Genomic DNA, 21472 nt, shown 5'->3' with positions numbered 1-21472 from the left:
AAAAGAAGCTTTGCACTAGCGTGCAAAGCTTCTTTTTAGTCGCCTTTTCGTTTGATCTTACCGCCCCAGGCTTTGAATCCGCCTTTTAGCTGATTAAGATCTTGATATCCTTTTTTTCGCAGAAGCGCTGCAGTACGAACAGTACGGGTACCATTCTGGTCATACATGTAAACAGGCTTGTCCTTGCGAATCTCCGCTAAGCGATGACGAAGCTGTGTGAGCGGGATGTTCCGGGCACCGAGAATGTGTCCGCCGTCGAACTCTTTCGGCTCACGAACATCAATCAATTGTGCTTTCCGATAACCTGCTCTGAACTCTTCTTCTGTAAGAGTTTTCAAATGTCTCTTTTGAATAAAGTAGCGGATTACACTAAACGCGATGAATACGACCAGTGCAATGCCGATAACTAGTACTGCTTCCATGTCATTTCCCCCATCTGCTGATACTCCAACTTCCATTATAGCAAGCAGGCGCATAATTTCAAAGATTTTTTCATCACGCCGATGGAGAAGTAACTTTTTTGTTCGCGGTCAACATTGTTGGCTTGTTTGTCCAATGGAAAAGGTGTATCATGTAAAGATGTAGAATGGCAGTGGATTCGAATGGAGGAGTTTTATGCCTACCCCAAGTATGGAAGATTATATCGAGCAAATTTACATATTAATGGAACAAAAGGGATACGCCCGTGTGTCCGATATTGCGGAGAATTTACAAGTTCACCCATCCTCTGTTACGAAGATGGTCCAGAAGCTGGACAAGGATGAATACTTAAAATATGAGAAATACCGCGGTTTGATATTGACCGAAAAAGGAGAACAAGTCGGTAAACGGCTTGTGTACCGTCATAAACTGCTGGAGGACTTCCTGCGTATTATTGGCGTGGAAGAAAAAAATATTTACCAAGATGTTGAGGGAATCGAACATCATATGAGCTGGAATTCTATTGATCGCATCGGTAATTTGGTTCAATATTTCCAAGAAGATCAGGATCGAAAAGAAGCACTCATAAAAATTCAGCAGCAAACAAAGTCTTAAGCAAAGCCATCCATTAGGGATGGTTTTTTTGTTCTAATTAACCAGCTCCTTGATTACGTATAATAAAAAGTCATCTTGGAGTGTGCTTATGAAAATAGACGGTGTTTTCTCGGGCGGCGGCGTAAAGGCATTTGCTTTCATTGGAGCGGTGCAAGCGGTAGAAGAAGAGAACTATGTATTTGAGAACATTGCTGGCACATCTGCTGGTGCCATTGTTGCCGGTTTGCTGGCAGCAGGCTATAGCGGAAAGGAAATGGAACAGCTGCTGCAGGAAACGGATATCAGCAAGTTCACTGATCCAATTAATCTGACAAAGTATGTTCCTTTTGCCAATTGGCTGACGCTCTATTTTAAAATGGGGCTGTACAAAGGAAATGCATTGGAACGATGGCTTTATGAAGCATTAGCTAAAAAACAGATCTATACGTTTCACGATGTAAAGCCGAGGGCGTTAAAGGTCATTGCAGCGGATGTTACACTAGGGAGACTGATCGTATTTCCTGATGACCTAGCCGAAACATACGGGATTGATGGGGATAGTTTTCCGGTAGCGCGAGCGATACGTATGAGTGCCGGTATCCCGTACATTTTTATGCCTAGCAAGCTGCTGTATAAAAACAAAAAGCGCAGTTTGCTGCTTGATGGAGGACTGCTCAGTAACTTCCCGCTTTGGACGTTAGAAGGAGAGGAACGAATGCGCAGGCGGCCGATTCTTGGAATGAAACTGAGTGAATCAGTACAAAAGTACCCAATTCAGAAAGTGCATCAATCACTGGATTTGTTTTATGCGTTGTTCAGGACGATGAAGGTAGCGCATGATATGCGCCATATCAATCAGAACACTGCAAAAGATATTATTTTCATTCCAGTAGAAGGTGTGGGAATGGCAGACTTTGCAATCTCATCACTAGAAAAACAAAAATTAATAGCAGGGGGTCGGCAGAAAGCAGAACAATTTCTAAAACGCTGGCCATAAAAAAAGTCGGGCATCAGATGCTCGACTTTTTCCGTTTATGCTTATTGCCTTCAATAACACGCAGCTGCGGCGCACGAGAACGATCTTTAATGGAACGTTTCTTCCGGGCTGCAGATGCTTTCGTAATAGAAGCAGCTGATTTGGTTGTTTTTTTGGCAGGGGCGGCTTTCGGCTGCTTGTATTTCTGCTTTGATTGCTTCACTGCTTGCTTATATTTTTGCATATCGCTGCTGCTGCCGCCACCTGTAGAACGGCCGCGCAAGCGTGTAAGGATGAAATAGAGCAAGGCACCGAAAAGTACTGCACCTCCAACCCAAACGAGTACATTCTGGAAGAATGCAGCTGGATTTGTTACGAGCTGCATGCCGATTCCGATGACAGCAAAACCGACTAGTACAAAAACAATAATGGAAGACCCAGATTTACGCAACCCATTTTCCTCCTTTCCGTGTCTGACTGCCAACACGGTTTCGTTATCTTACTATCTTTATACCACTATTCATCTGTAAAGAATCATTTTCGAGCACTTTTTTAAAAGAAGCTAATGCAACTTCCACTTGATCATCTTTTGGTTCTTTTGTTGTAACCATCTGCAGCCAAAGACCTGGATAGCCAAGAAATCGCAGTACTGGTATACCGCGCACTTTGTTTGTCAGCTGCAGCACTTCAAATGAGAGTCCGATTACCAGTGGCAGCAGCAGAATACGGTTAACCATGCGCCACCATAATGGATCTGTCGCAACAAACATGTACACAATAACACCGACAATTACGGTAAACAGCATAAAGCTTGATCCGCATCGGTAGTGCAGGCGTGACTGTTTCTGTACATTCTCCACCGTTAGCGGAAGTCCGTTTTCGTAACAGTTGATTACCTTATGCTCTGCACCATGATATTGAAATACACGTTTTATCAAAGGTGTAAGCGATACGAGATACACGTATGCAAGCAGCAGGATAAGCTTTAATAACCCTTCTAAAGCAACCTGCTCAAACCGAGAAGGCAGCCACTTATCGAAAAAGTCAGCTACAAGCGCCGGTGTGAGCGTGAAAATTAATTTTCCAAAAATAAAGGAAAGCACGCCTACTGCTCCAATGCCAATAACCATTGCGAGCTTGGATTTCTTCTCTTCAGGTACAATTTTTTCATCGTCTGCCGGATCAACACCATAGCGTTCCGATGAGAAATTTAAATGCTTTGTGCCATTAGCGCTGGCATGGATTATTGCTGCGATGCCCCGTATAATCGGTATCTTTTTCCATTTGGTCCATTTCGAATTGTCTTTTCGTTCGACGGTTAGATAATCAATACTGTCGTCATTTCTGCGAACGGCTGTTACGAAGCTGTTTTTTCCCGCAAACATGACACCTTCGATGACGGCTTGCCCGCCATACGTATTGGTTTGTTCATCTGACATAATTTCACCAGCCTCGTTTTGATTTCCTTCTATTTTACTAAAAAAATACAGATAACACTAGGTGGCCTGATAAAAAACGCTCAACTTAGGCAAACTACCTACCGAGGTGAGATTATGCAGCAAAATCGAAAAGCAGCATCACGTTTTAATTTAAGCGATATGGTAACAGGGTTTATTGGCGGTGTGCTATGGTCAACAATAGCATGGCTGGCTTATTTCTTTCACTTTACCAATTTATCGGCAGCAGACTTTGTTTTGCGTTCGTGGATTTGGATGCCTTGGGCTGATTCGTGGGCAGGAGAGCTGATCGGTATTTTGCTTGTCGGAATTTTATCCGTACTAGTCGCTTTTCTTTATTACGTGTTCCTGAAAAAATCGCAAGGCATCATTCCTAGTATTCTTTTCGGTGTCGCACTTTGGGTTCTTGTCCAAATTGTACTTGCTCCAATCATCTATGGAGTGGAGAGCGCATTTCAAGCAGACCGAAATGCAAATATCACGACAATGTGCTTGTATTTGCTATATGCTGTATTTATCGGTTACAGCGTCAGCTATGAATACCAGCAAAGCCAAGCCTACCAGGACAAGACTTAAGCATTTCGAATTTTCAATCACAAAGCTATCTTCTTGTGTTACACTATGTGAAAGTTAAAATAATGTAACCAAAGGATGAAGAACGTGAATCGCTTAATGTTGATTAATGGACCAAATTTGAACTTGCTCGGCACAAGGGAGCCTGGCATCTATGGAAGTCATACACTTCAAGATGTAGTAGCTGAAGTAAAACATGTGACGGACGACTTTGGATATGACCTGGAAGATTATCAGTCCAATCACGAAGGCGCAATGGTTGATAAAATTCAAGAAGCTGGCCGTACGTGCAGCGGAATCATCTTAAATGCAGCTGCTTACACACATACGAGTATCGCTATTCGAGATGCGATTGCAAGCATTCCGGTACCAGTAATTGAAGTGCATATATCCAATATTCATACCCGCGAGGAGTTTCGTCACCATTCTATGCTGGCATCTGTATGCAAGGCACAAATCGTCGGTCTCGGCATTAAAGGCTATCGGTATGCAGCCTTAGCATTGCTGGAGAAATAAAGGGAGAGGAAGAAACAGATGGAGAAATTGGGGAAACTGCGAGCTTTAATGGAAAAGAAAAACGTAGATGCGCTCATCGTAACGAGTGCCCAGAACCGCCGATACATATCAGGCTTTACCGGAAGTGCTGGGCTGCTAGTCATTACAAAAGCAAAACAGCTGTTTATTACAGATTTCCGTTATATGGAGCAGGCAGCGGAACAGGCGCCGGATTTTGAACTTATTGAACACAAACAATCAATTGTGCAAGAAGCAGCTGACCAGCTGCAGCAAGCCGGCGTACAGCAAGTGGGCTTCGAACACGAAGACGTTACCTTCGCTTTATATCAGCAGTTCCAGCATGCAGTGAAAGCTGAACTGGTTCCGGCATCCGGATTAATTGAAGAATTACGCTTGATCAAGTCAGAATCAGAACTTGCTATTATGAAGACAGCAGCAGAAATTGCTGATGCCGCTTATACGCACATTCTAACCTTCGTCAAACCAGGGATGAAGGAAATTGACGTTTCCAATGAACTTGAGTTCTTTATGCGTAAGCAAGGTGCAACAGAGTCCAGTTTTGATACAATTGTTGCTTCCGGCTATCGCTCTGCGCTGCCGCATGGCGTGGCGTCCGGCAAAGAGATTCAAAAGGGTGAATTGGTAACACTGGATTATGGCGCTTTATATAATGGTTATTGCTCCGACATTACGCGAACTTTCGCTGTAGGCGAGATAAGTGAGAAATTACGCGAGATTTATGATATAGTACTAGAGGCGAATCTTCGAGGAGTAGCAGGCGTGAAACCGGGTATAACCGGTAAAGAAGCCGATGCGCTGACACGAGATTATATTACGGAGAAAGGCTATGGCCAATACTTCGGGCATTCTACTGGGCACGGTCTTGGGATGGATGTGCATGAATCGCCGGCGTTGTCCTTCCGTTCTGACACTGTATTAAAGCCGGGTATGGTCGTTACAGTTGAACCTGGTATATACATACCGGAAGTTGGCGGCTGCCGGATTGAGGATGATCTCGTGCTGACTGCAGATGGCAGCGAGCGTCTGACGTTCTCCACTAAAGATTTAATCACTTTGTAATTGCCGTTTTTGAAGGAGGAAAACAATGATTTCAGTAAACGATTTTCGTACGGGCCTTACTATCGAAGTAGATAACGGTCTTTGGCAGGTACTCGAATTCCAGCACGTAAAACCTGGTAAAGGTGCAGCTTTCGTACGTTCCAAATTGCGTAACTTGCGTAATGGTAACATTCAAGAAAAAACTTTCCGTGCCGGAGAGAAAGTATCTCGTGCTCATATCGAACATAAGAATATGCAGTATCTCTATTCTTCTGGAGATACACATACCTTCATGGATACAGAAACATTTGATCAGCTGGAGCTTCAAACAGCTCAAATCGAGTATGAATTGAAGTTCTTGAAAGAGAACATGGAGATCAGCGTCATGACATTCGGCGGCGAAACACTTGGTGTTGACCTTCCGAATAACGTAGAGTTGAAAGTTGTAGAAACAGAGCCAGGTATCAAAGGTGATACAGCAAGCGGCGGTACAAAACCAGCCATCGTTGAAACTGGTTTAAGTGTTCAAGTACCATTCTTCGTTAACGAAGGTGATGTACTGATTATTAACACATCTGACGGTAAATATGTATCTCGCGGATAATAGCGAGCAAGCCTCTTCCCACCCAAAGGAAGAGGCTTTTTTTGTGCATAAACAGCTATGCAGCACATACATTACAGTATGGGCAACTTGTCCAATCAAAGCTGAGGTGAGCAGCAATGAAAGAAATCCAGAAACTGTTTCGGCCGCCTATTCAATCCGTGCTGTCGGAAAGAATTGGGAGTCGCTGGGAAACGCTGCAAGAGATACGATGCCGAACTGGTCAGCAGCTTGAGTTATGCTTCGACGATAAGACCGAGTGGGTAGAAGCGCCGATTATGGATGCGGCAGATGCACGATATTTGCTGAACCAATTGAGCGACTTTTCTTTATATGCATTAGAAAATGAACTGCGAGAAGGGTACATCACCATTGCAGGCGGTCACCGAATTGGACTGAGCGGGCAAGTGAATACCGAAAGAGGTACGGTAAAGGCTTTAAAGCATATCTCTTCTTTTAATATTCGAATCGCCAAAGCGAAACCAGGGGCGGCCAGAACAATCATGCCAGCGCTTTACGATACAGCAGGCAATTGCCGTCATACCCTTCTCATCGGACCGCCGAAATCCGGTAAAACGACAATTCTTCGGGATATCGTGCGTTCATTATCCACCGGCTGGCAGCATTACCCTGCTTTGAAGACAGCTGTCGTAGATGAGCGCTCCGAAATAGGAGGCAGTATCAATGGCGTCCCGCAGCATGATTTAGGCAAAAGAACGGACATTATGGATGCTTGTCCGAAAGCAGTAGGGTTGATGATGCTTATTCGCTCCATGTCACCGGATGTTATTATAGCAGACGAAATTGGCAGTGAACGAGATGTACAAGCTTTACTGGAGGCGCTGAATGCTGGTGTGAAAATCGTCTGCAGTGTACATGGTGATAGCTTGGAAGCAATTCGAAGCCGGCCTTCGCTGCGGCCATTATTTGAGCAAGGAGTTTTCGAAAGAATCGTTATTTTAAAAAAAGATCGGACTCCTGGTGTCGTACAAGCAATTTTACGCACAGCAGAATTGGAAGGTGCAGGCAGATGAAAGTAATCGGTGCGCTATTAATATTAGTTGCTGCCACGTGGACTGGTTTTGAATTATCCAGGAAGCTGCAGCAGCGGCCAAAACAAATACGTCAGCTGGTTAGCAGTTTGCAAGTACTTGAAGCAGAAATACTTTATAGCCAGACGAGTATCATTGAAGCAAGCGATAAATTGTCCGGTCAGCTTCCGAACCCTATAGGAACTTTTTTTCGGCTGCTTGCTGACAATTTGCAGCTGCATCCCGCCAGGCTCTATGACTGCTGGGAAGAGACAACAGAAAGCTGGATCAATAACACGGCATTGAAACCTGCTGAAAAAGACATCTGGCTGCAATTCGGACAGACATTAGGGCAGCATGATTTTGAGCAGCAGCAAAAACATATCCAGCTGGCAAAAACACATTTGGAACGGGAGCTGCTTGAATCAGAGGAAGTGAACCAGCGTTATGGAAAGATGGTGCGAAATCTTGGCTTCCTGACAGGACTGCTGATTGTGCTGCTGCTTATCTGAACAAGAGGAGGATATGGCCGTTATGCTCGGAGAAGCAATGATTTTATTTCAAATAGCCGGTATTGGTATGATCGTTGCCATCATCCATACGGTGCTAAAGCAAATGGGGAAGGAAGAAATTGCGCAATTCACGACTCTGATGGGATTTATCCTGGTTCTGCTCATCGTATTAGGTAAATTATCAGAACTATTCCAGCAAATCAAGTCGGTGTTCTTATTCCAGGGATGAGGCGATCGGAATGGATATTATTATAGTCGTATCCATCGGCATTGTCGCAAGCTTGCTTGCGCTTATTGTCAAAGAACAAAATTCATCAATTGCTTTCTTTGTCGTCGTAGTTACGGGAATCATTATTTTCTTGTTCGTCCTGCAAAAGATTACCGGCATTCTGCTGTTAATTGAACAGCTGGGCGAACGGGCAAATGTGGAAGGTCTTTATATCAAAACAATATTAAAAATAATCGGCATTGCCTACATCACGGAATTCGGAGCACATTTAATACGAGATGCCGGATTGTCGGCGATTGCTGCCAAAATAGAGCTTGCCGGAAAAATTATTATTATTACGGTGGCCATACCGATTCTGACAGCAGTCATTGAGACGATCCTGCATTTTATGCCGGGCGGATAAGGAGCTGGATACGTTGAAACGCTGCTTGGTAGTCTTTTTCGTTATGCTGACCTTATTTTTTTTTCCGGCTTCCGTTGTTGCCCAAACGAATCAGCCGGAAGAGGAACAGGCTGCCATTACCGCATTTGAAAACCTTCCAACAGAGGAGCTGACTGGTTACTGGGAGATGCTGTCAGATAAGTATGGCGATTATATTCCGGAATTGGAAAAAGGGTCATTGCTCGAATTCATCCGGAACCAGGGAGACTTGTCCATTGAATCTTGGCTGAAAGGGCTTTTCGAATACCTTTTATATGAATTACTGCTCAATGGTAAACTGTTAGGCACTTTAATTCTGCTTTCTTTGTTCAGCAGTATCCTGCAAACCATACAAACAGCTTTTAATAAAGGATCTATCAGTAAGGTCGCGTATCTGATTGTGAGCATGGTCTTGCTGACGCTTTTACTGAATAGCTTCCGTTTATCGGTAAATTACGCCATGGAAGCAATCAATGGAATGAGCGACTTTATGCTTGCGCTTATCCCATTGCTGCTCGGATTAATGGCATCCTTTGGCAGCTTAACAGCTGTGGCCTTTTTTCATCCCATCATTGTTTTTCTCATCCACGCAAGCGGTCTGTTGATTGCCAAAGTCGTCATTCCGCTGTTCCTCATGAGCGCACTCTTACATCTAGTGAGTACCATTAACAAAGAATACCCAGTTACCCAGCTGGCTGATTTACTGAAGAACATTGCGCTTTGGCTGCTGGGCATCTTTTTCTCCGTCTTTCTTGGCGTCATCTCCGTGCAAGGAGCGGTAACAGCTGTTCAGGACGGCGTTGCCATGAAGACTGCTAAATTTGTGACAGGGAATTTTATTCCTGTCATTGGCCGGATGTTCACAGACGCAACAGATACGGTACTTAGTGCGTCGCTGCTTTTAAAGAATGCGATTGGCATCGTTGGTGTGTTGATAGTCTTGGCTATCGCATTATTTCCGGCTATTAAAATACTCGCCATTGCATTGATTTATAAGATTGCGGCCGCTTTGCTGCAGCCGCTCGGTGACGGGCCAATTATCAAATCAATGCAGGTGATGAGTAAATTTATTCTTTACATTTTCGCTTGCCTGCTCGTCGTTGCTTTTATGTTTTTCATCGCGATTGTCATCATCGTTGCTTCAAGCAATGTCACATTAATGCTGAGATAGGAGCTGGTCACTTGGAAGCTTTACAATCCTGGGTGATGCAGATCATCCTGTTCATCCTCCTTGCAATTGTGCTGGACATGATTATGCCAGATACCGATATACGAAAGTACACAAAGCTAGTAATGGGGCTTATTTTGCTCCTAATCTTCATGAAGCCTGTTTTCGCTATCTTCCAGGTGGATTCTACGAAGGCTGTGCAAGAGGCGATGTCTGGGTTTGCTGCATTAACAGAGGCGCCTTCCTTAGAAAATTCGATTGAAGAAAAGAAAAGTGAAATAGATTCTGCACAGCGTGCATATATTGAAGAACAGATGGCTGTCCAATTAAAGGACCAAGCAAATCAAACACTGCAAGAAAAATTCCAAATGCAAATTACAGACATCGCAGTTGCCTTTAAGGAGGGGGAGAATGAAGAAACGGCTGAAGCAATTGAATCTATCACAGTAACGGTGCAGGATTCCGGTCAGGAGATGCCAGAGGGGGACATTCGTGACGTCGTCATCGACAGTTCCAGCCCGATTGAGGATGACAAACAAACAGAGGATATGGAAAGACTGAAATCTTATTTATCTGAACTCTGGGAGCTTGAGAATCTGCCGCTTGAGGTCACCCAAAAAGGGGGGACAGGATGAAAAAACTACTAGACAAGCTATCTGATCAATGGAAACTGAAGGATTCCCAGAATAAGAAACCGACCAAACTTGGCTATCTCGTAATTGTTGCACTTCTTGGTGCATTGCTTCTGTTAGTTAGCGGATTATTCACCGAACAGAAGAGCCAGACTGGACCAGCAGCCCAGCAGCAAACACCAGCAGCACCAGCTGAGTCAGAAGAAACGTTTGCCAAGAAAGAAAAAAAATCTTCTGGTTCCGCATCTGACTTGGAGGCTGCTTACGAGCAAGATTTAGTCGGTTTACTGGAAAAAATAAAAGGGGTTTCCGAAGTGGAAGTGATGGTGAACTTGAACAGCACCCATAAGAAAGTGTACGAAAAGAATTTAATTATTGGTCAGCAGACTTCTGAAGAAACCGATCAGAATGGCGGAGAGCGTGTAGTTGAGGATGAAAATGAAGAGCAGCAAGTTGTCCTCGTCAGACAAGGAGACCAAGAGGTGCCGCTGCTCGTAGAAACAAGAAAACCTGAAGTAAGAGGTGTGCTTGTTGTCGCGAAAGGCGCTGAGCAATCGACTGTACAAGAATGGGTAATCGAGGCAGTATCGCGCGTGCTGGATGTACCAACACATCGAATTTCGGTAATGCCGAAAAATTAAGGGGGAATTGGGATGTTGAAAAAACAAACAGTGTGGCTATTGACAATGCTGAGTTTGCTAATCGTATTGAGTGTTTATTACATGACTTCACCAAACGGGGATGAGCTTGCTTTTATCAATGACAGTACAGAAGAAAATGGGACAAGCACCACTTCAGGTGATTCAGAGGAAAAACCTGATACAGGTGAAAAGAGCGAAGCAGATGTAACAACAGAGCCTGCCAATGTGGATGAACTATTTGCCAGCATCCGAATGGAAACAATGGATCAGCGAAGTGAAGCGAAAACCAGACTCGAAGAAATCGTAGCCAGCTCCTCTACTAGTACAGAAGAAAAGAATGAAGCAGTCAGCCAGATTGAGCTGATGGAACAATTCGCATCAAAAGAATCGATTTTGGAAGAGTCAATCATAGCTGAAAAAGGATTTGAGGAAGTTTTAGTTCGTGCACAAGAAGATCACGTGCAAATCACAGTAAAGGCTGACAAACTTTCCGCACAGGAAGCTAACAGCATCATGCAAATGGCTGCAGATGAATTTAACGGCGCGCAAGTGGACGTAAAGTATATCCCGCAAAAGTAAGCAGGAAAAGGCTGGGCTGAATTAGTTTCAGCTGCAGAAGACCCGAACGCTATGTGATTCTTTACTAGAATCTGCATAAGTTCGGGTTTTTTGGTTGTATTTCCGCCTTAGGAGCATATCTCACTCAAGAGTCTGTTTAGTACGATTTTGTTTAAAGTGGTGGTATGCTAGGCTATGAATAGCAGCAGGTTATACATAAGCAGGGAGAAGGAAAGCAGTGAAGACAGTTTTTAGTTATCTTAGACCTTATTGGCTTCTTATTAGTATATCGTTGTTCTTTATTCTCATCGAGCTGTCTGTTGAGCTCTTGCAGCCGTTTTTACTGCAATTGCTTATTGATGACGGGATTACTGCTGGAGATAATCAGCTTGTCATCGAGCTTGGTTTGGGGATGGTAGCAATAGCTATAATCGGCTTTGGAGCAGGCATTGTAAATATATTTCTGGCCGATCACCTGGGTCAAAGCTTTGGCAAAAACTTGCGCGATGAGATGTATAAAAAAGTGCAGCAAGCGGAGCTGCAGGAAACACAGCGCTTTGGTACAAGTACACTTTTGACGAGACTGACGAATGATGTTAATCAAATACAGCTGACACTGGTCATGTTCTTCCGATTTATGATCAGAGCTCCATTTCTGATTGTTGGCGGAACCATTATGGCTTTGGTTGTGAATGCTCGCATTGCGCTCATTTTACTGATTGCGATTCCAACTCTGCTCGTTTTTCTCCGCTTTATTATGAAAAAAAGTATTCGCTATTTTGGTATTGTCCAGCGAGGCGTAGACCAGGTCAATCACGTGATGCGTGAAAACTTAGCAGGGCTGCGGCTTATTCGGATTTTTGTACGGGAAGAGCATGAGCAAAAACGTTTTGAAGCTGCCAGTAATCAGCTGCGGCAGAACATGCTTCGGGCTTTTCGTTATACGCAGTTGTCCGTACCGCTGCTGACATTGGTCATGAATATAGCCATTCTTGCTATTTTATATATTGGCGGTATTCGCCAGCAGACAGATGTTGGGGATATTGTCGCTGTTGTGAACTATGCAACACGAATTACTGGTGCTCTAAGTGTCGTCGGGATGCTGATTACGTTTTATGCGAGAGCAAAGGCATCGACTTCCCGTATTAGTGAAGTTCTGACACTGCAGTCGCAAGAAGAAAACATTACTGAAAAGCCGCCTTTCCGCGGCGAAATAGCACTTGATCAAGTAACATACACGTACCCGAATGGGAAACAGCCGATTATCGATGATTTTACACTCCATATCTGTGCGGGTGAGCGTATTGCCATACTCGGAGAAACCGGCTCTGGAAAGTCGACACTTTTGCATTTGCTCATTGGGTTGTATGAACCAGATCAAGGTCAGGTACTGGCAGATGGAAAGCCGGTACGAAGTGAGGATATGAGAAGTCTGCGCCAGCAAATCGGCTTTGTATCACAGGATGTACAGCTCTTTTCCGGGACTATCCGGGAGAATATTACGTGGGGTATTGAAACTGCCAGCGATGAAGCAATTATTTCTGCTGCCAAAAATGCGCAGCTTTATGAAACGATTGAAAAACTGCCAGACAAGCTGGATACGAGGCTGGGTCAGAATGGCATCAATCTATCTGGCGGGCAGAAACAGCGATTGACAATTGCCAGAGCACTTGTCTTGCAGCCGTCGCTGTTGCTGCTGGATGACAGCACAAGTGCACTTGATCTGGAAACGGAGCGCAAATTACTCCAGTCACTAAAGCAGTATAATTGTACAACAGTGCTTGTCACGCAAAAACTAAGCACAGCGATGCAGTGTGACCGTATTTTGCTCGTGGAGGATGGCAAAAAGACCGCATTCGGAACAGCAGATGAATTGATGGAACAATCTGCGCTGTTTCGTGCAATTCATGCTTCTCAGCAGCAAAGGGAGGCGAAATCGTGAAAAATATTTTAGCTGCGTTTCGGTATAAACGACCAACTTATACCGAAAGTAAACAAAAACAAAGAGCGAAGGTAGAGAATCCAAAAGAAACGCTGTTTCGAATATGGCGTTATATGCTGATAGAAAAAAAGCTGCTTATTGCTACACTTTGTATGATTCTTTTGACCTCTGTGCTGACATTAGTTGGCCCGGTTATTCTTGGCCATATTATCGATCAGTTTGTCAGCGGAGATTATACGATTCGTTATCTTTTGCAGCAATTAGGGTGGCTGCTTGTCATTTACACAGCAGTGGCAGTGATGACTTTCCTGCAAGGTTATTGGATGATTACCATATCCCAGACAGCCGTTTTCTCAATCCGAAAAGATTTATTCATACATTTGCAGAAGCTGAAACTGGCTTTCTTTGATAAAAGGCAGCATGGCGAATTAATGAGTCGAATGACCAATGATGTTGATAATATATCCACAACACTCAATACCTCGATGGTGCAGATTGTGTCCAGTGTGATTACATTTGTTGGTATTCTATCCGTTATGCTCGTTCTCAGCCCGATTTTAACGATTGTGACATTATTAGTAGTGCCAATTATGTTTGTCGGAATCAGGTGGATTACAAACAGAACGCGGCACGCTTTCCGCGCGCAGCAGCAGGCAGTCAGCAGCGTGAATGGATTTGCGGAAGAAAGCTTATCCGGACAGGCAGTTATAAAGGCATATGCACAGGAACGGCAGATGATTGACAGTTTTAAGCAGAAAACCGAAAACCTCCAGCAGGCCGGTTTTTGGGCGCAGACATTTTCTGGCTTTATACCAAAATGGATGAACATGCTGAATAACATCAGCTTTGCCGTTATTGCCGGTATTGGTGCACTTCTGGTTGGATACGGCCAAGTGGGCATAACAGTTGGAACGATAGTCATTTTTCTGGAATATTCCAGACAGTTCACTCGTCCGTTAAATGAGCTTGCTAACCAATTCAATTCGCTGTTTTCAGCACTTGCTGGTGCGGAGCGCGTATTCGGTATCTTGGATGAGCAGGAAGAACATCAGGACATGTCGAAACAAACAATAACCAAGCTGCGAGGAAATATCAGCTTTGATCATGTTACATTTGCCTATGAAGGCGAACCGGCATTAGAAGATGTCAGTTTTACTATTCGACCAGGAGAAATGGCTGCTTTTGTCGGTCCCACTGGTTCCGGAAAAACGACAATTATGAATTTGATAGCAGGTTTCTATCAGCCGGATAACGGCCAAGTAATAATCGATGGAAAAGTGTTATCGACTATTGATTTAAACAGCTACCGTCATCATATTGGCGTGGTGCTGCAGCAGGATTTCTTGTTTAAGGGAACAATTATGGAAAATATCCGCTATGGCAAATTAGAAGCAACAGACGAAGAAGTAATCCAGGCTGCTGAGCAGGCAAATGCCCATCGATTTATCTCCCGGCTCCCGGATGGTTATCAAACACTGATAGGGCAGGATGGCGGCGGTCTCAGCCAAGGACAGCGTCAGCTGCTTTCCATTGCCAAAGCGCTGCTCAGAGACCCGGATATACTATTGCTGGACGAAGCGACATCCAGTATTGATACGATTACCGAGTTACGAATTCAGCAAGCGATGAGGACCTTGATGAAGGGACGGACAAGTATTGTTGTCGCCCATCGTCTTAATACAATTGAACAGGCTGATACAATTTTTGTACTCAAAGATGGTAAGATTAAAGAACGCGGAAATCACGCGCAGCTGCTGAAGGAAAAAGGTTTTTACGCTGCTCTCCAGAATCAAAAGAATCACCCTATTTCCTCCGGCTAAAAGCGTTAGGTGTTGCGCTTTTTTAGACGTTTGCGTAAAATATGTTAGTGATTAACTTGCAGACTTATCTGAAGGACTATTGTAAAGGAGTGCCAAAATGCTTAAATTAGAAGAACTAAAAGAACTTATTACGTTAATTGACCAATCTTCCATAGATGAATTCGATTATGAAACAGAAGGGGAAAAGGTCTCCCTTCGCAAACTGAAAGAAGAAGTTGTGCAGGTAACACAGCAAGCGCCGCAGCAAGTAATGAACGCGCCGCAGGCTCCAGCTGCGCCAGCACAGCAAGAGCAGCCAGCAGTACCAGCTCCGGCACCGGAAGCAGCAAAAAATTACGATTCCGAAATCACATCTTTGATGGTAGGAACATTCTACAGCAAACCAAATCCTGACTCTGAGGACTTTATTAAAGTCGGTGACCGAGTGGAAAAAGATACGGTTGTTTGTATCGTAGAAGCAATGAAACTATTCAATGAAATCACAGCGGATGTAACAGGTGAGATCGTTGAAGTACTAGTAGAGAATGGAGAGCTTGTTGAGTATGGACAACCTCTGTTCAGAGTGAAGGCTAACTAAGGGGTTGACTTGTTTTGATTAAGAAACTACTGATTGCTAACCGTGGAGAAATTGCTGTTCGAATCATTCGTGCCTGCAAGGAAATGGGCATTGAGACCGTGGCAATCTTCTCGGAGGCAGATAAAGAAGCATTACATGTACAGCTGGCGGATGAAGCATTTTGTGTAGGGCCAGCACCTAGTAAAGACAGTTACTTAAACTTTTCCAATATCATCAGCGTGGCGACATTGACTGGCGTAGATGCCATCCATCCCGGTTATGGCTTCTTAGCAGAGAATCCAGATTTCGCTGAGCTTTGTGCGGAATGTAATATTACATTCGTTGGTCCAAGTGCATATGCTATTAACAAGATGGGGACGAAAGACGTGGCGCGTGAAACAATGCGTGCGGCGGGCGTGCCGATTGTGCCAGGATCAAATGGTATAGTAGAAGATGCTGAAGAAGGCAAACAAGTTGCTGAAGAGATCGGCTATCCTGTTATCATTAAAGCAACAGCAGGCGGCGGCGGTAAAGGTATCCGCATTGCTCGTACTGAAGAAGAACTGGTAAAAGGGATAAGTGTTACACAGCAAGAAGCTGCTACAGCTTTTGGTAATCCTGGAGTCTACTTGGAGAAGTACATAGAAGATTTCCGCCATGTAGAGATTCAAGTGCTTGCTGATAACCACGGGAATGCGATTCATTTAGGTGAGCGTGACTGTACAATTCAGCGCCGTATGCAGAAGCTGATTGAAGAATCACCGTCTCCTGCAGTAACAGAAGATATTCGCGCGAAAATGGGGGAAGCTGCTGTGAAAGCTGCCCTTGCCGTGGATTACTCTGGAGCAGGTACGATTGAATTCATCTTTGATCGTAAAGAGCGTACATTCTACTTCATGGAAATGAATACACGTATACAAGTAGAGCACCCAGTTACAGAGCTTGTAACAGGAGTGGATTTGATCAAGGAACAAATTCATATTGCAAATAACGAACCACTTCGCTATGCGCAAGAAGATATTACGTTTGAGGGCTGGGCAATTGAATGCCGTATAAATGCAGAGAATCCTTTCAAGAATTTCATGCCTTCACCAGGTAAAATCGATCTTTATCTTGCACCAGGCGGTTTCGGCGTTCGTGTAGATGGTGCAGCGTATCCTGGATACTCTATCCCGCCATTCTATGACAGTATGGTAGCAAAACTGATTACTTACGGAAAAACAAGAGAAGAAGCCGTCGCGCGTATGAAACGTGCGTTAGGCGAGTTTGTGGTGGAAGGTGTACATACCACTATTCCATTCCACTCTCGTATGATGGAGCATCCTGTTTTCGTCGAGGGCGACTTCAACACGAATTTCCTTGAGAACTATACAATTATAGAATAATAAAACCTAAAGGATGTGAGATCTTTGCAAGAGCATTCCTTCGTATCAATCGGACATAAGGGTCAGCTCGGAAATGTCATGCTTTCACCTGCAGTTGTCGAGGTGATTGCAAGTATTGCGGCGAGTGAAGTGAAGGGTGTCAGTTCCATGCGCGGAGGATTTGCCACTGGTGTGGCAGAGAAGCTCGGCCGAAAGACACATGGCAAAGGAATTAAAGTTGAACTCACAGAACAAGGCGTGCTGATAGACGTCTATGTTGCCGTTAGTGCTGACAGCAAAATGCCGGAAGTCGCCAAAAAAATCCAGCAGCATATCCGACAAGCATTGGAGACAATGACATCGCTTGCGACGAAAGAGATCAACGTCCATATTGTAGGTATACAACTTGAACAAAAGGCGGACACTGTCGAATAGACTGAAATCGCTGGGAAAGACCTTAGCTGGCTATGCTTAGGTCTTTTCTTTTGTTCAAGGATAGATTTTAAGATATGTGTCATGTTATGATTTGATGAGATGAGTTAAAAGGAGATAGATTATGAAACGACGTATGGCACGTGAAACTGCCTTTCAAGTCCTTTTTCAAATGGACATGAATGATATTCAGCCGGATGAGGCAGTGGAAAATGTGATGGGAGAGCCGTTAAAGGATGCTTTCCTGACAAATTTAATTAATGGTGTAATGAAGCATCAAACAGAAATCGACACGAAAATCAGCGAACATTTGCAGAATTGGTCTTTCGATCGGCTTGCCAGTGTCGAAAAGACATCTTTGCGAATTGCGGTGTATGAGCTAATGCATCATGAAGATGTCCCGCAAGGTGTCGTCATTAATGAAGCAATCGAAGTTACGAATTTATTCGGCGATGAAAAGTCCGGAAAATTCGTTAATGGTGTATTATCCAGAATCATTAAAAGCTAAAGGGAGCGGATACATAATGACAGCAGAATTGATCTATGGAAAAGAACTTGCAGCAACGATTCGGAGAGAATTGAAACAAGACGCGGCAGCACTAAGAGAACAAGATATTCTGCCTCATTTAACCGTAGTTTTAGTTGGAGACGATCCTGCCTCCAGATCTTACGTAAGAGGAAAAGAGAAAGCATCAGCAGAGATCGGTATTAGTTCTGATTTAATTGAGCTGCCCAGCTCAACGACGCAGACGGAGCTATTGGATCTGATTCAGCGTTTAAATCTTGATGCGAAGGTGAATGGTATCCTTGTCCAGCTGCCGCTTCCTGCACATATTGACGAGCAAGCAGTTATTAACAGCATTGATCCTGAAAAAGATGTGGATGGTTTTCATCCTGCGAATGTTGGAAAGATGATGCTGGGAGAAGATACATACTATCCTTGTACGCCGTATGGTATCATACAGATGCTAAAATCGAAGGATGTCGAAATTGCCGGCAAAACAGCTGTCATCGTTGGGCGCAGCAATATTGTCGGCAAGCCAATTGGCCAGCTGCTGCTGAATGAACATGCAACTGTGATTCATACGCACTCTCGAACACCTGATCTTAGACATTTTACCAAGCAGGCAGACATTCTTATTGTCGCTGTCGGCCGTGAGCATATGATTAAAGCGGAAGATATCAGGGAAGGCGCTATCGTTATTGATGTAGGCGTTAACCGTAATGCAGCAGGAAAGCTGACAGGAGATGTCGACTTTGAAAATACCAAGGAAGTTGCTTCTATTATCACACCTGTTCCTGGCGGTGTAGGTCCTATGACGATTACTATGCTGATGCTTAATACAATTAAAGCGGCTAGACGCCAAGCAGCAGCAGTCGTATAAGGAGCCAAAGTATGAGTGACGACCGTTATTTGACCGTAACTGCGCTAACCCGCTATATGAAGCGGAAGCTGGAAACGGACAAGCATTTAAAGGACATTTGGCTGCGTGCTGAGATATCTAACTTTAAGCATCACAGTCGCGGGCATATGTATATGACTTTAAAAGACGATGGAGCTCGAATTCAGTCTGTTATGTTTGCTGGCCAAAATAAAGGACTTAAATTTACTCCAGAAAACGGTATGACCGTATTGATTCGTGCTGAGATAGGGCTGTATGAACCGCAAGGACAATATCAGCTGTATATTCAGCATATGGAACCTGATGGAGTAGGAGCATTGTATCAAGCATATGAGCAGCTGAAAGAAAAGCTTGATAAGGAAGGCTTGTTTTCTGCTGTACATAAAAAGCCGCTGCCAGCTTATCCGGAGCACATTGGGGTTATTACTTCTCCAACAGGTGCGGCGGTCCGAGATATTTTAACTACGATCAGACGGCGCTATCCGATAGTAAAAGTGACGGTGCTGCCAGTAGCTGTACAAGGGGAGCGTTCGGCGCCTTCTCTTGTACAAGCCCTATCTTACGCGGAAAACCATAACTTCGATGTTCTGATTATAGGCAGAGGCGGCGGTTCGATTGAAGAACTATGGAGCTTTAATGAAGAAAGCGTAGCACGTGCCATACATAAAGTCAGCATTCCAGTCATTTCAGCCGTAGGGCATGAGACAGATTTTACTATTAGTGATTTTGTCGCCGATGTTCGGGCAGCTACACCGACTGGTGCAGCTGAAATGGCAGTGCCGGCTCGTGAAGAGCTGCTGCATCGTTTAACGCAGCTGAGAAACAGAATGCAGTATGTTGTGCGGCAATCATACAGACAGGAAGCAAACAGGCTGGCTAAACTAAAGGCATCGTATGCTTTCCGTTATCCAGAACAAATGCTCAGACAGAAGGAAATCGAACTGGACAAGCTGTCTGATCGCTTAAGCAGATCTGGAATGGCAGCAGTAACTGCTGGGAAGCAGCGTTTTACCACTTTGGCAAATCGACTCAGTCTCGTTCATCCTGGCAGACAGGCTGAACGGTACAGACAGCAGCTGGATGCTCTTGAGCATCGACTGCGTCAAGCAATGGGAAAACAGCATGAGCGTAAACAGCAGAAGTTTGTTCATCAGCTAAATAAGCTTTCTTTACTAAATCCGCTTGAGACAATGAAACGCGGGTATAGTATTTCCTATAAGCAGGATACGATTTTAAAAAGTGTAGCGCAGGTTACGACAGGCGATGATGTGCAAATCCATCTTGCTGATGGCACGATAGATTGTATCGTCAAGGATGTAAAGGAGGATACAAATGGCTGAGGAGAAAAAACAGAGCTTTGAAGAAGCAATGGAACAACTGGAGGAAATTGTAGGCAAGCTGGAGCAGGGAGATGTGCCGCTTGAGCAAGCAATCGGTTTCTACCAGGAAGGCATGAAATTATCCAAAATTTGCGGTGATAAGCTAGAGCAAGTAGAAAAGCAGATGGTCGAAATTGTGAACAACAGCGGCGAAACGGAGCCTTTCACGGTACAGGAGGAAGAATAAGTGGTTGAATCGTTGCAGGATTACCTAACATCAGAACAGCAGCGTGTGAATAGCTATGTCCTGGAATTACTCGAAAAGGACGCTATGCTTCCGCCGTCGCTTTCGGAGTCTGTACTTTACAGCATGCGTGCTGGCGGCAAACGTCTGCGTCCGATTTTAATGCAGGCAGCATATGAATCTTTTGGCGGCCAAGGCGAAAAGGCGCTTCCTGTTGCTGCTGCTTTAGAAATGGTGCACACTTATTCGTTAATTCACGATGATTTGCCGGCAATGGATAATGATGATTACCGTCGCGGGCAGCCGACCAATCATAAAAAATTCGGTGAAGCGACAGCCATTCTTGCAGGTGATGCATTGCTTACAAGAAGTTTCTCTGTTATTGGTCAAGCAAAGGAATTGCAGCCTGAAGAGAAGGTTTACCTTATGACTTATTTGTCGGAAGCCGCTGGTTCTGCCGGCATGATTGCTGGTCAGTCACTTGACATGGAAGCAGAGGATAAAGAAAGCACATTGCAGGAATTAGAGCAAATACATAATCTGAAAACGGGAAAGTTATTAACATATGCGATTGTTGCCGGAGCTTATTGTGCTGGCGCTGGAGACGAAACATTGGAGCTAATGAAAAAGTTCGGCAAGTACATCGGCCTAATATTCCAAGTGCAAGATGATATTTTGGATGTGACAGGCGATGCTGCTGTTATCGGCAAGCCTGTCGGCAGTGATGAAGGAAACAACAAAAGCACTTATCCAAAATTGCTTGGACTGGATGGAGCGAAGACACAGATGAACAAATACGTTGAGCTTGCACATCAATGCCTGCTGGAAGCAAACATTGAGGCGTCCAGACTGCAGGAGCTGACTGTTTACCTCAGCAAAAGGACGAGCTGACTGTTATTGATTGTAAGCCACTAGCATACTGTGATATATTTCTACTAGGAATATAGGACAAAACTGATACGAACGAACATAGAAAACGCCGTTATCACACATGTGCTAGCGGC

Annotated in this window: 27 protein-coding genes; 24 read left to right on the top strand and 3 right to left on the bottom strand. The window is 44.3% G+C overall.

Annotated features, from left to right (window positions below):
- Window positions 1-35: 35 nt before the first annotated feature.
- Complete coding sequence (locus CRO17_RS09015; protein ID WP_097041405.1) at window positions 36-422, bottom strand: rhodanese-like domain-containing protein; 387 nt, start codon at window positions 420-422, stop codon at window positions 36-38.
- Between the two features lie 193 nt (window positions 423-615).
- Between CRO17_RS09015 and mntR the strand changes: the two genes are divergently transcribed.
- Together mntR and CRO17_RS09005 are read left to right on the top strand one after the other, a co-directional pair.
- Window positions 616-1035 carry a transcriptional regulator MntR gene (gene mntR, locus CRO17_RS09010; RefSeq protein ID WP_097041402.1) on the top strand — a complete coding sequence of 140 codons (420 nt, stop codon included), beginning with the start codon at window positions 616-618 and terminating at the stop codon, window positions 1033-1035.
- A gap of 88 nt (window positions 1036-1123) precedes the next feature.
- Window positions 1124-2011 (top strand): patatin-like phospholipase family protein, encoded by an 888-nt coding sequence (locus CRO17_RS09005; protein ID WP_097041400.1) that lies wholly within the window; start codon window positions 1124-1126, stop codon window positions 2009-2011.
- A 13-nt stretch (window positions 2012-2024) separates the two neighbouring features.
- On the opposite strand, the gene CRO17_RS09000 is transcribed toward CRO17_RS09005, so the two are convergent.
- Both CRO17_RS09000 and CRO17_RS08995 read right to left on the bottom strand, forming a co-directional pair.
- Complete coding sequence (locus tag CRO17_RS09000; protein WP_097041397.1) at window positions 2025-2441, bottom strand: SA1362 family protein; 417 nt, start codon at window positions 2439-2441, stop codon at window positions 2025-2027.
- A gap of 43 nt (window positions 2442-2484) precedes the next feature.
- On the bottom strand, window positions 2485-3429 hold the full coding sequence (locus CRO17_RS08995) for a DUF1385 domain-containing protein (RefSeq protein WP_097041395.1): 945 nt from the start codon (window positions 3427-3429) through the stop codon (window positions 2485-2487).
- Window positions 3430-3543: 114 nt separating this feature from the next.
- On the opposite strand from CRO17_RS08995, the gene CRO17_RS08990 reads away from it, so the two are divergent.
- From CRO17_RS08990 to CRO17_RS08885, 22 genes are all read left to right on the top strand, one after another.
- Window positions 3544-4023: a YqhR family membrane protein gene (locus CRO17_RS08990; RefSeq protein ID WP_097041393.1), complete on the top strand. Its 480-nt coding sequence runs from the start codon at window positions 3544-3546 to the stop codon at window positions 4021-4023.
- An 84-nt stretch (window positions 4024-4107) separates the two neighbouring features.
- Window positions 4108-4536, top strand: a complete 429-nt coding sequence (gene aroQ, locus CRO17_RS08985; protein WP_097041391.1) for a type II 3-dehydroquinate dehydratase — start codon at window positions 4108-4110, stop codon at window positions 4534-4536.
- Window positions 4537-4554: 18 nt separating this feature from the next.
- Window positions 4555-5616 carry a M24 family metallopeptidase gene (locus CRO17_RS08980; RefSeq protein ID WP_097041389.1) on the top strand — a complete coding sequence of 354 codons (1062 nt, stop codon included), beginning with the start codon at window positions 4555-4557 and terminating at the stop codon, window positions 5614-5616.
- Between the two features lie 25 nt (window positions 5617-5641).
- The gene (gene efp, locus CRO17_RS08975; protein ID WP_077308733.1) at window positions 5642-6199 is read left to right on the top strand and encodes an elongation factor P; all 558 of its coding nucleotides are present in this window, start codon (window positions 5642-5644) and stop codon (window positions 6197-6199) included.
- Window positions 6200-6315: 116 nt separating this feature from the next.
- On the top strand, window positions 6316-7230 hold the full coding sequence (gene spoIIIAA, locus CRO17_RS08970; protein ID WP_097041386.1) for a stage III sporulation protein AA: 915 nt from the start codon (window positions 6316-6318) through the stop codon (window positions 7228-7230).
- Window positions 7227-7739 (top strand): stage III sporulation protein SpoIIIAB, encoded by a 513-nt coding sequence (spoIIIAB, locus tag CRO17_RS08965; protein ID WP_097041384.1) that lies wholly within the window; start codon window positions 7227-7229, stop codon window positions 7737-7739. The genes spoIIIAA and spoIIIAB overlap by 4 nt, the downstream gene beginning before the upstream one ends.
- A 22-nt stretch (window positions 7740-7761) precedes the next feature.
- A complete protein-coding gene (gene spoIIIAC / locus CRO17_RS08960) occupies window positions 7762-7968 on the top strand; it encodes a stage III sporulation protein AC (protein ID WP_038561221.1) in 207 nt (68 codons plus the stop codon).
- A gap of 10 nt (window positions 7969-7978) precedes the next feature.
- Complete coding sequence (gene spoIIIAD / locus CRO17_RS08955; RefSeq protein WP_097041382.1) at window positions 7979-8371, top strand: stage III sporulation protein AD; 393 nt, start codon at window positions 7979-7981, stop codon at window positions 8369-8371.
- Window positions 8372-8384: 13 nt separating this feature from the next.
- Window positions 8385-9560 carry a stage III sporulation protein AE gene (gene spoIIIAE, locus CRO17_RS08950; protein WP_245864737.1) on the top strand — a complete coding sequence of 392 codons (1176 nt, stop codon included), beginning with the start codon at window positions 8385-8387 and terminating at the stop codon, window positions 9558-9560.
- A gap of 11 nt (window positions 9561-9571) precedes the next feature.
- Window positions 9572-10192 carry a stage III sporulation protein AF gene (gene spoIIIAF, locus CRO17_RS08945; RefSeq protein ID WP_097041380.1) on the top strand — a complete coding sequence of 207 codons (621 nt, stop codon included), beginning with the start codon at window positions 9572-9574 and terminating at the stop codon, window positions 10190-10192.
- Complete coding sequence (gene spoIIIAG / locus CRO17_RS08940) at window positions 10189-10830, top strand: stage III sporulation protein AG (RefSeq protein WP_097041378.1); 642 nt, start codon at window positions 10189-10191, stop codon at window positions 10828-10830. The genes spoIIIAF and spoIIIAG overlap by 4 nt, the downstream gene beginning before the upstream one ends.
- Before the next feature lie 12 nt (window positions 10831-10842).
- Window positions 10843-11409: a SpoIIIAH-like family protein gene (locus CRO17_RS08935; protein ID WP_097041377.1), complete on the top strand. Its 567-nt coding sequence runs from the start codon at window positions 10843-10845 to the stop codon at window positions 11407-11409.
- Window positions 11410-11626: 217 nt separating this feature from the next.
- Window positions 11627-13330 carry an ABC transporter ATP-binding protein gene (locus tag CRO17_RS08930; RefSeq protein WP_097041375.1) on the top strand — a complete coding sequence of 568 codons (1704 nt, stop codon included), beginning with the start codon at window positions 11627-11629 and terminating at the stop codon, window positions 13328-13330.
- Window positions 13324-15150: an ABC transporter ATP-binding protein gene (locus tag CRO17_RS08925; protein ID WP_097041373.1), complete on the top strand. Its 1827-nt coding sequence runs from the start codon at window positions 13324-13326 to the stop codon at window positions 15148-15150. Before CRO17_RS08930 ends, CRO17_RS08925 begins: the two co-directional genes overlap by 7 nt.
- A gap of 97 nt (window positions 15151-15247) precedes the next feature.
- Window positions 15248-15727 carry an acetyl-CoA carboxylase biotin carboxyl carrier protein gene (gene accB, locus CRO17_RS08920; protein ID WP_097041371.1) on the top strand — a complete coding sequence of 160 codons (480 nt, stop codon included), beginning with the start codon at window positions 15248-15250 and terminating at the stop codon, window positions 15725-15727.
- Window positions 15728-15741: 14 nt separating this feature from the next.
- Window positions 15742-17091 (top strand): acetyl-CoA carboxylase biotin carboxylase subunit, encoded by a 1350-nt coding sequence (gene accC, locus CRO17_RS08915; RefSeq protein WP_097041370.1) that lies wholly within the window; start codon window positions 15742-15744, stop codon window positions 17089-17091.
- A gap of 15 nt (window positions 17092-17106) precedes the next feature.
- Window positions 17107-17505 (top strand): Asp23/Gls24 family envelope stress response protein, encoded by a 399-nt coding sequence (locus tag CRO17_RS08910; protein WP_425444414.1) that lies wholly within the window; start codon window positions 17107-17109, stop codon window positions 17503-17505.
- A gap of 121 nt (window positions 17506-17626) precedes the next feature.
- Window positions 17627-18010, top strand: a complete 384-nt coding sequence (gene nusB, locus CRO17_RS08905; protein WP_097041368.1) for a transcription antitermination factor NusB — start codon at window positions 17627-17629, stop codon at window positions 18008-18010.
- 16 nt (window positions 18011-18026) lie between these two features.
- Complete coding sequence (folD, locus tag CRO17_RS08900) at window positions 18027-18887, top strand: bifunctional methylenetetrahydrofolate dehydrogenase/methenyltetrahydrofolate cyclohydrolase FolD (RefSeq protein WP_097041367.1); 861 nt, start codon at window positions 18027-18029, stop codon at window positions 18885-18887.
- Between the two features lie 11 nt (window positions 18888-18898).
- Window positions 18899-20245: an exodeoxyribonuclease VII large subunit gene (xseA, locus tag CRO17_RS08895; RefSeq protein ID WP_097041365.1), complete on the top strand. Its 1347-nt coding sequence runs from the start codon at window positions 18899-18901 to the stop codon at window positions 20243-20245.
- Window positions 20238-20471: an exodeoxyribonuclease VII small subunit gene (locus tag CRO17_RS08890; protein WP_077308763.1), complete on the top strand. Its 234-nt coding sequence runs from the start codon at window positions 20238-20240 to the stop codon at window positions 20469-20471. Before xseA ends, CRO17_RS08890 begins: the two co-directional genes overlap by 8 nt.
- Window positions 20472-21359, top strand: coding sequence for a polyprenyl synthetase family protein (locus CRO17_RS08885; protein WP_245864735.1), 888 nt, complete (start codon window positions 20472-20474; stop codon window positions 21357-21359).
- Window positions 21360-21472: the final 113 nt, after the last annotated feature.

The sequence above is a fragment of the Terribacillus aidingensis genome, from assembly GCF_900215625.1.
Taxonomy (GTDB): Bacteria; Bacillota; Bacilli; order Bacillales; family Amphibacillaceae; genus Terribacillus; species Terribacillus aidingensis.
The sequence above is the reverse complement of the archived record's forward strand: the minus strand, read 5'-3'. Positions and strand labels throughout refer to the sequence as shown.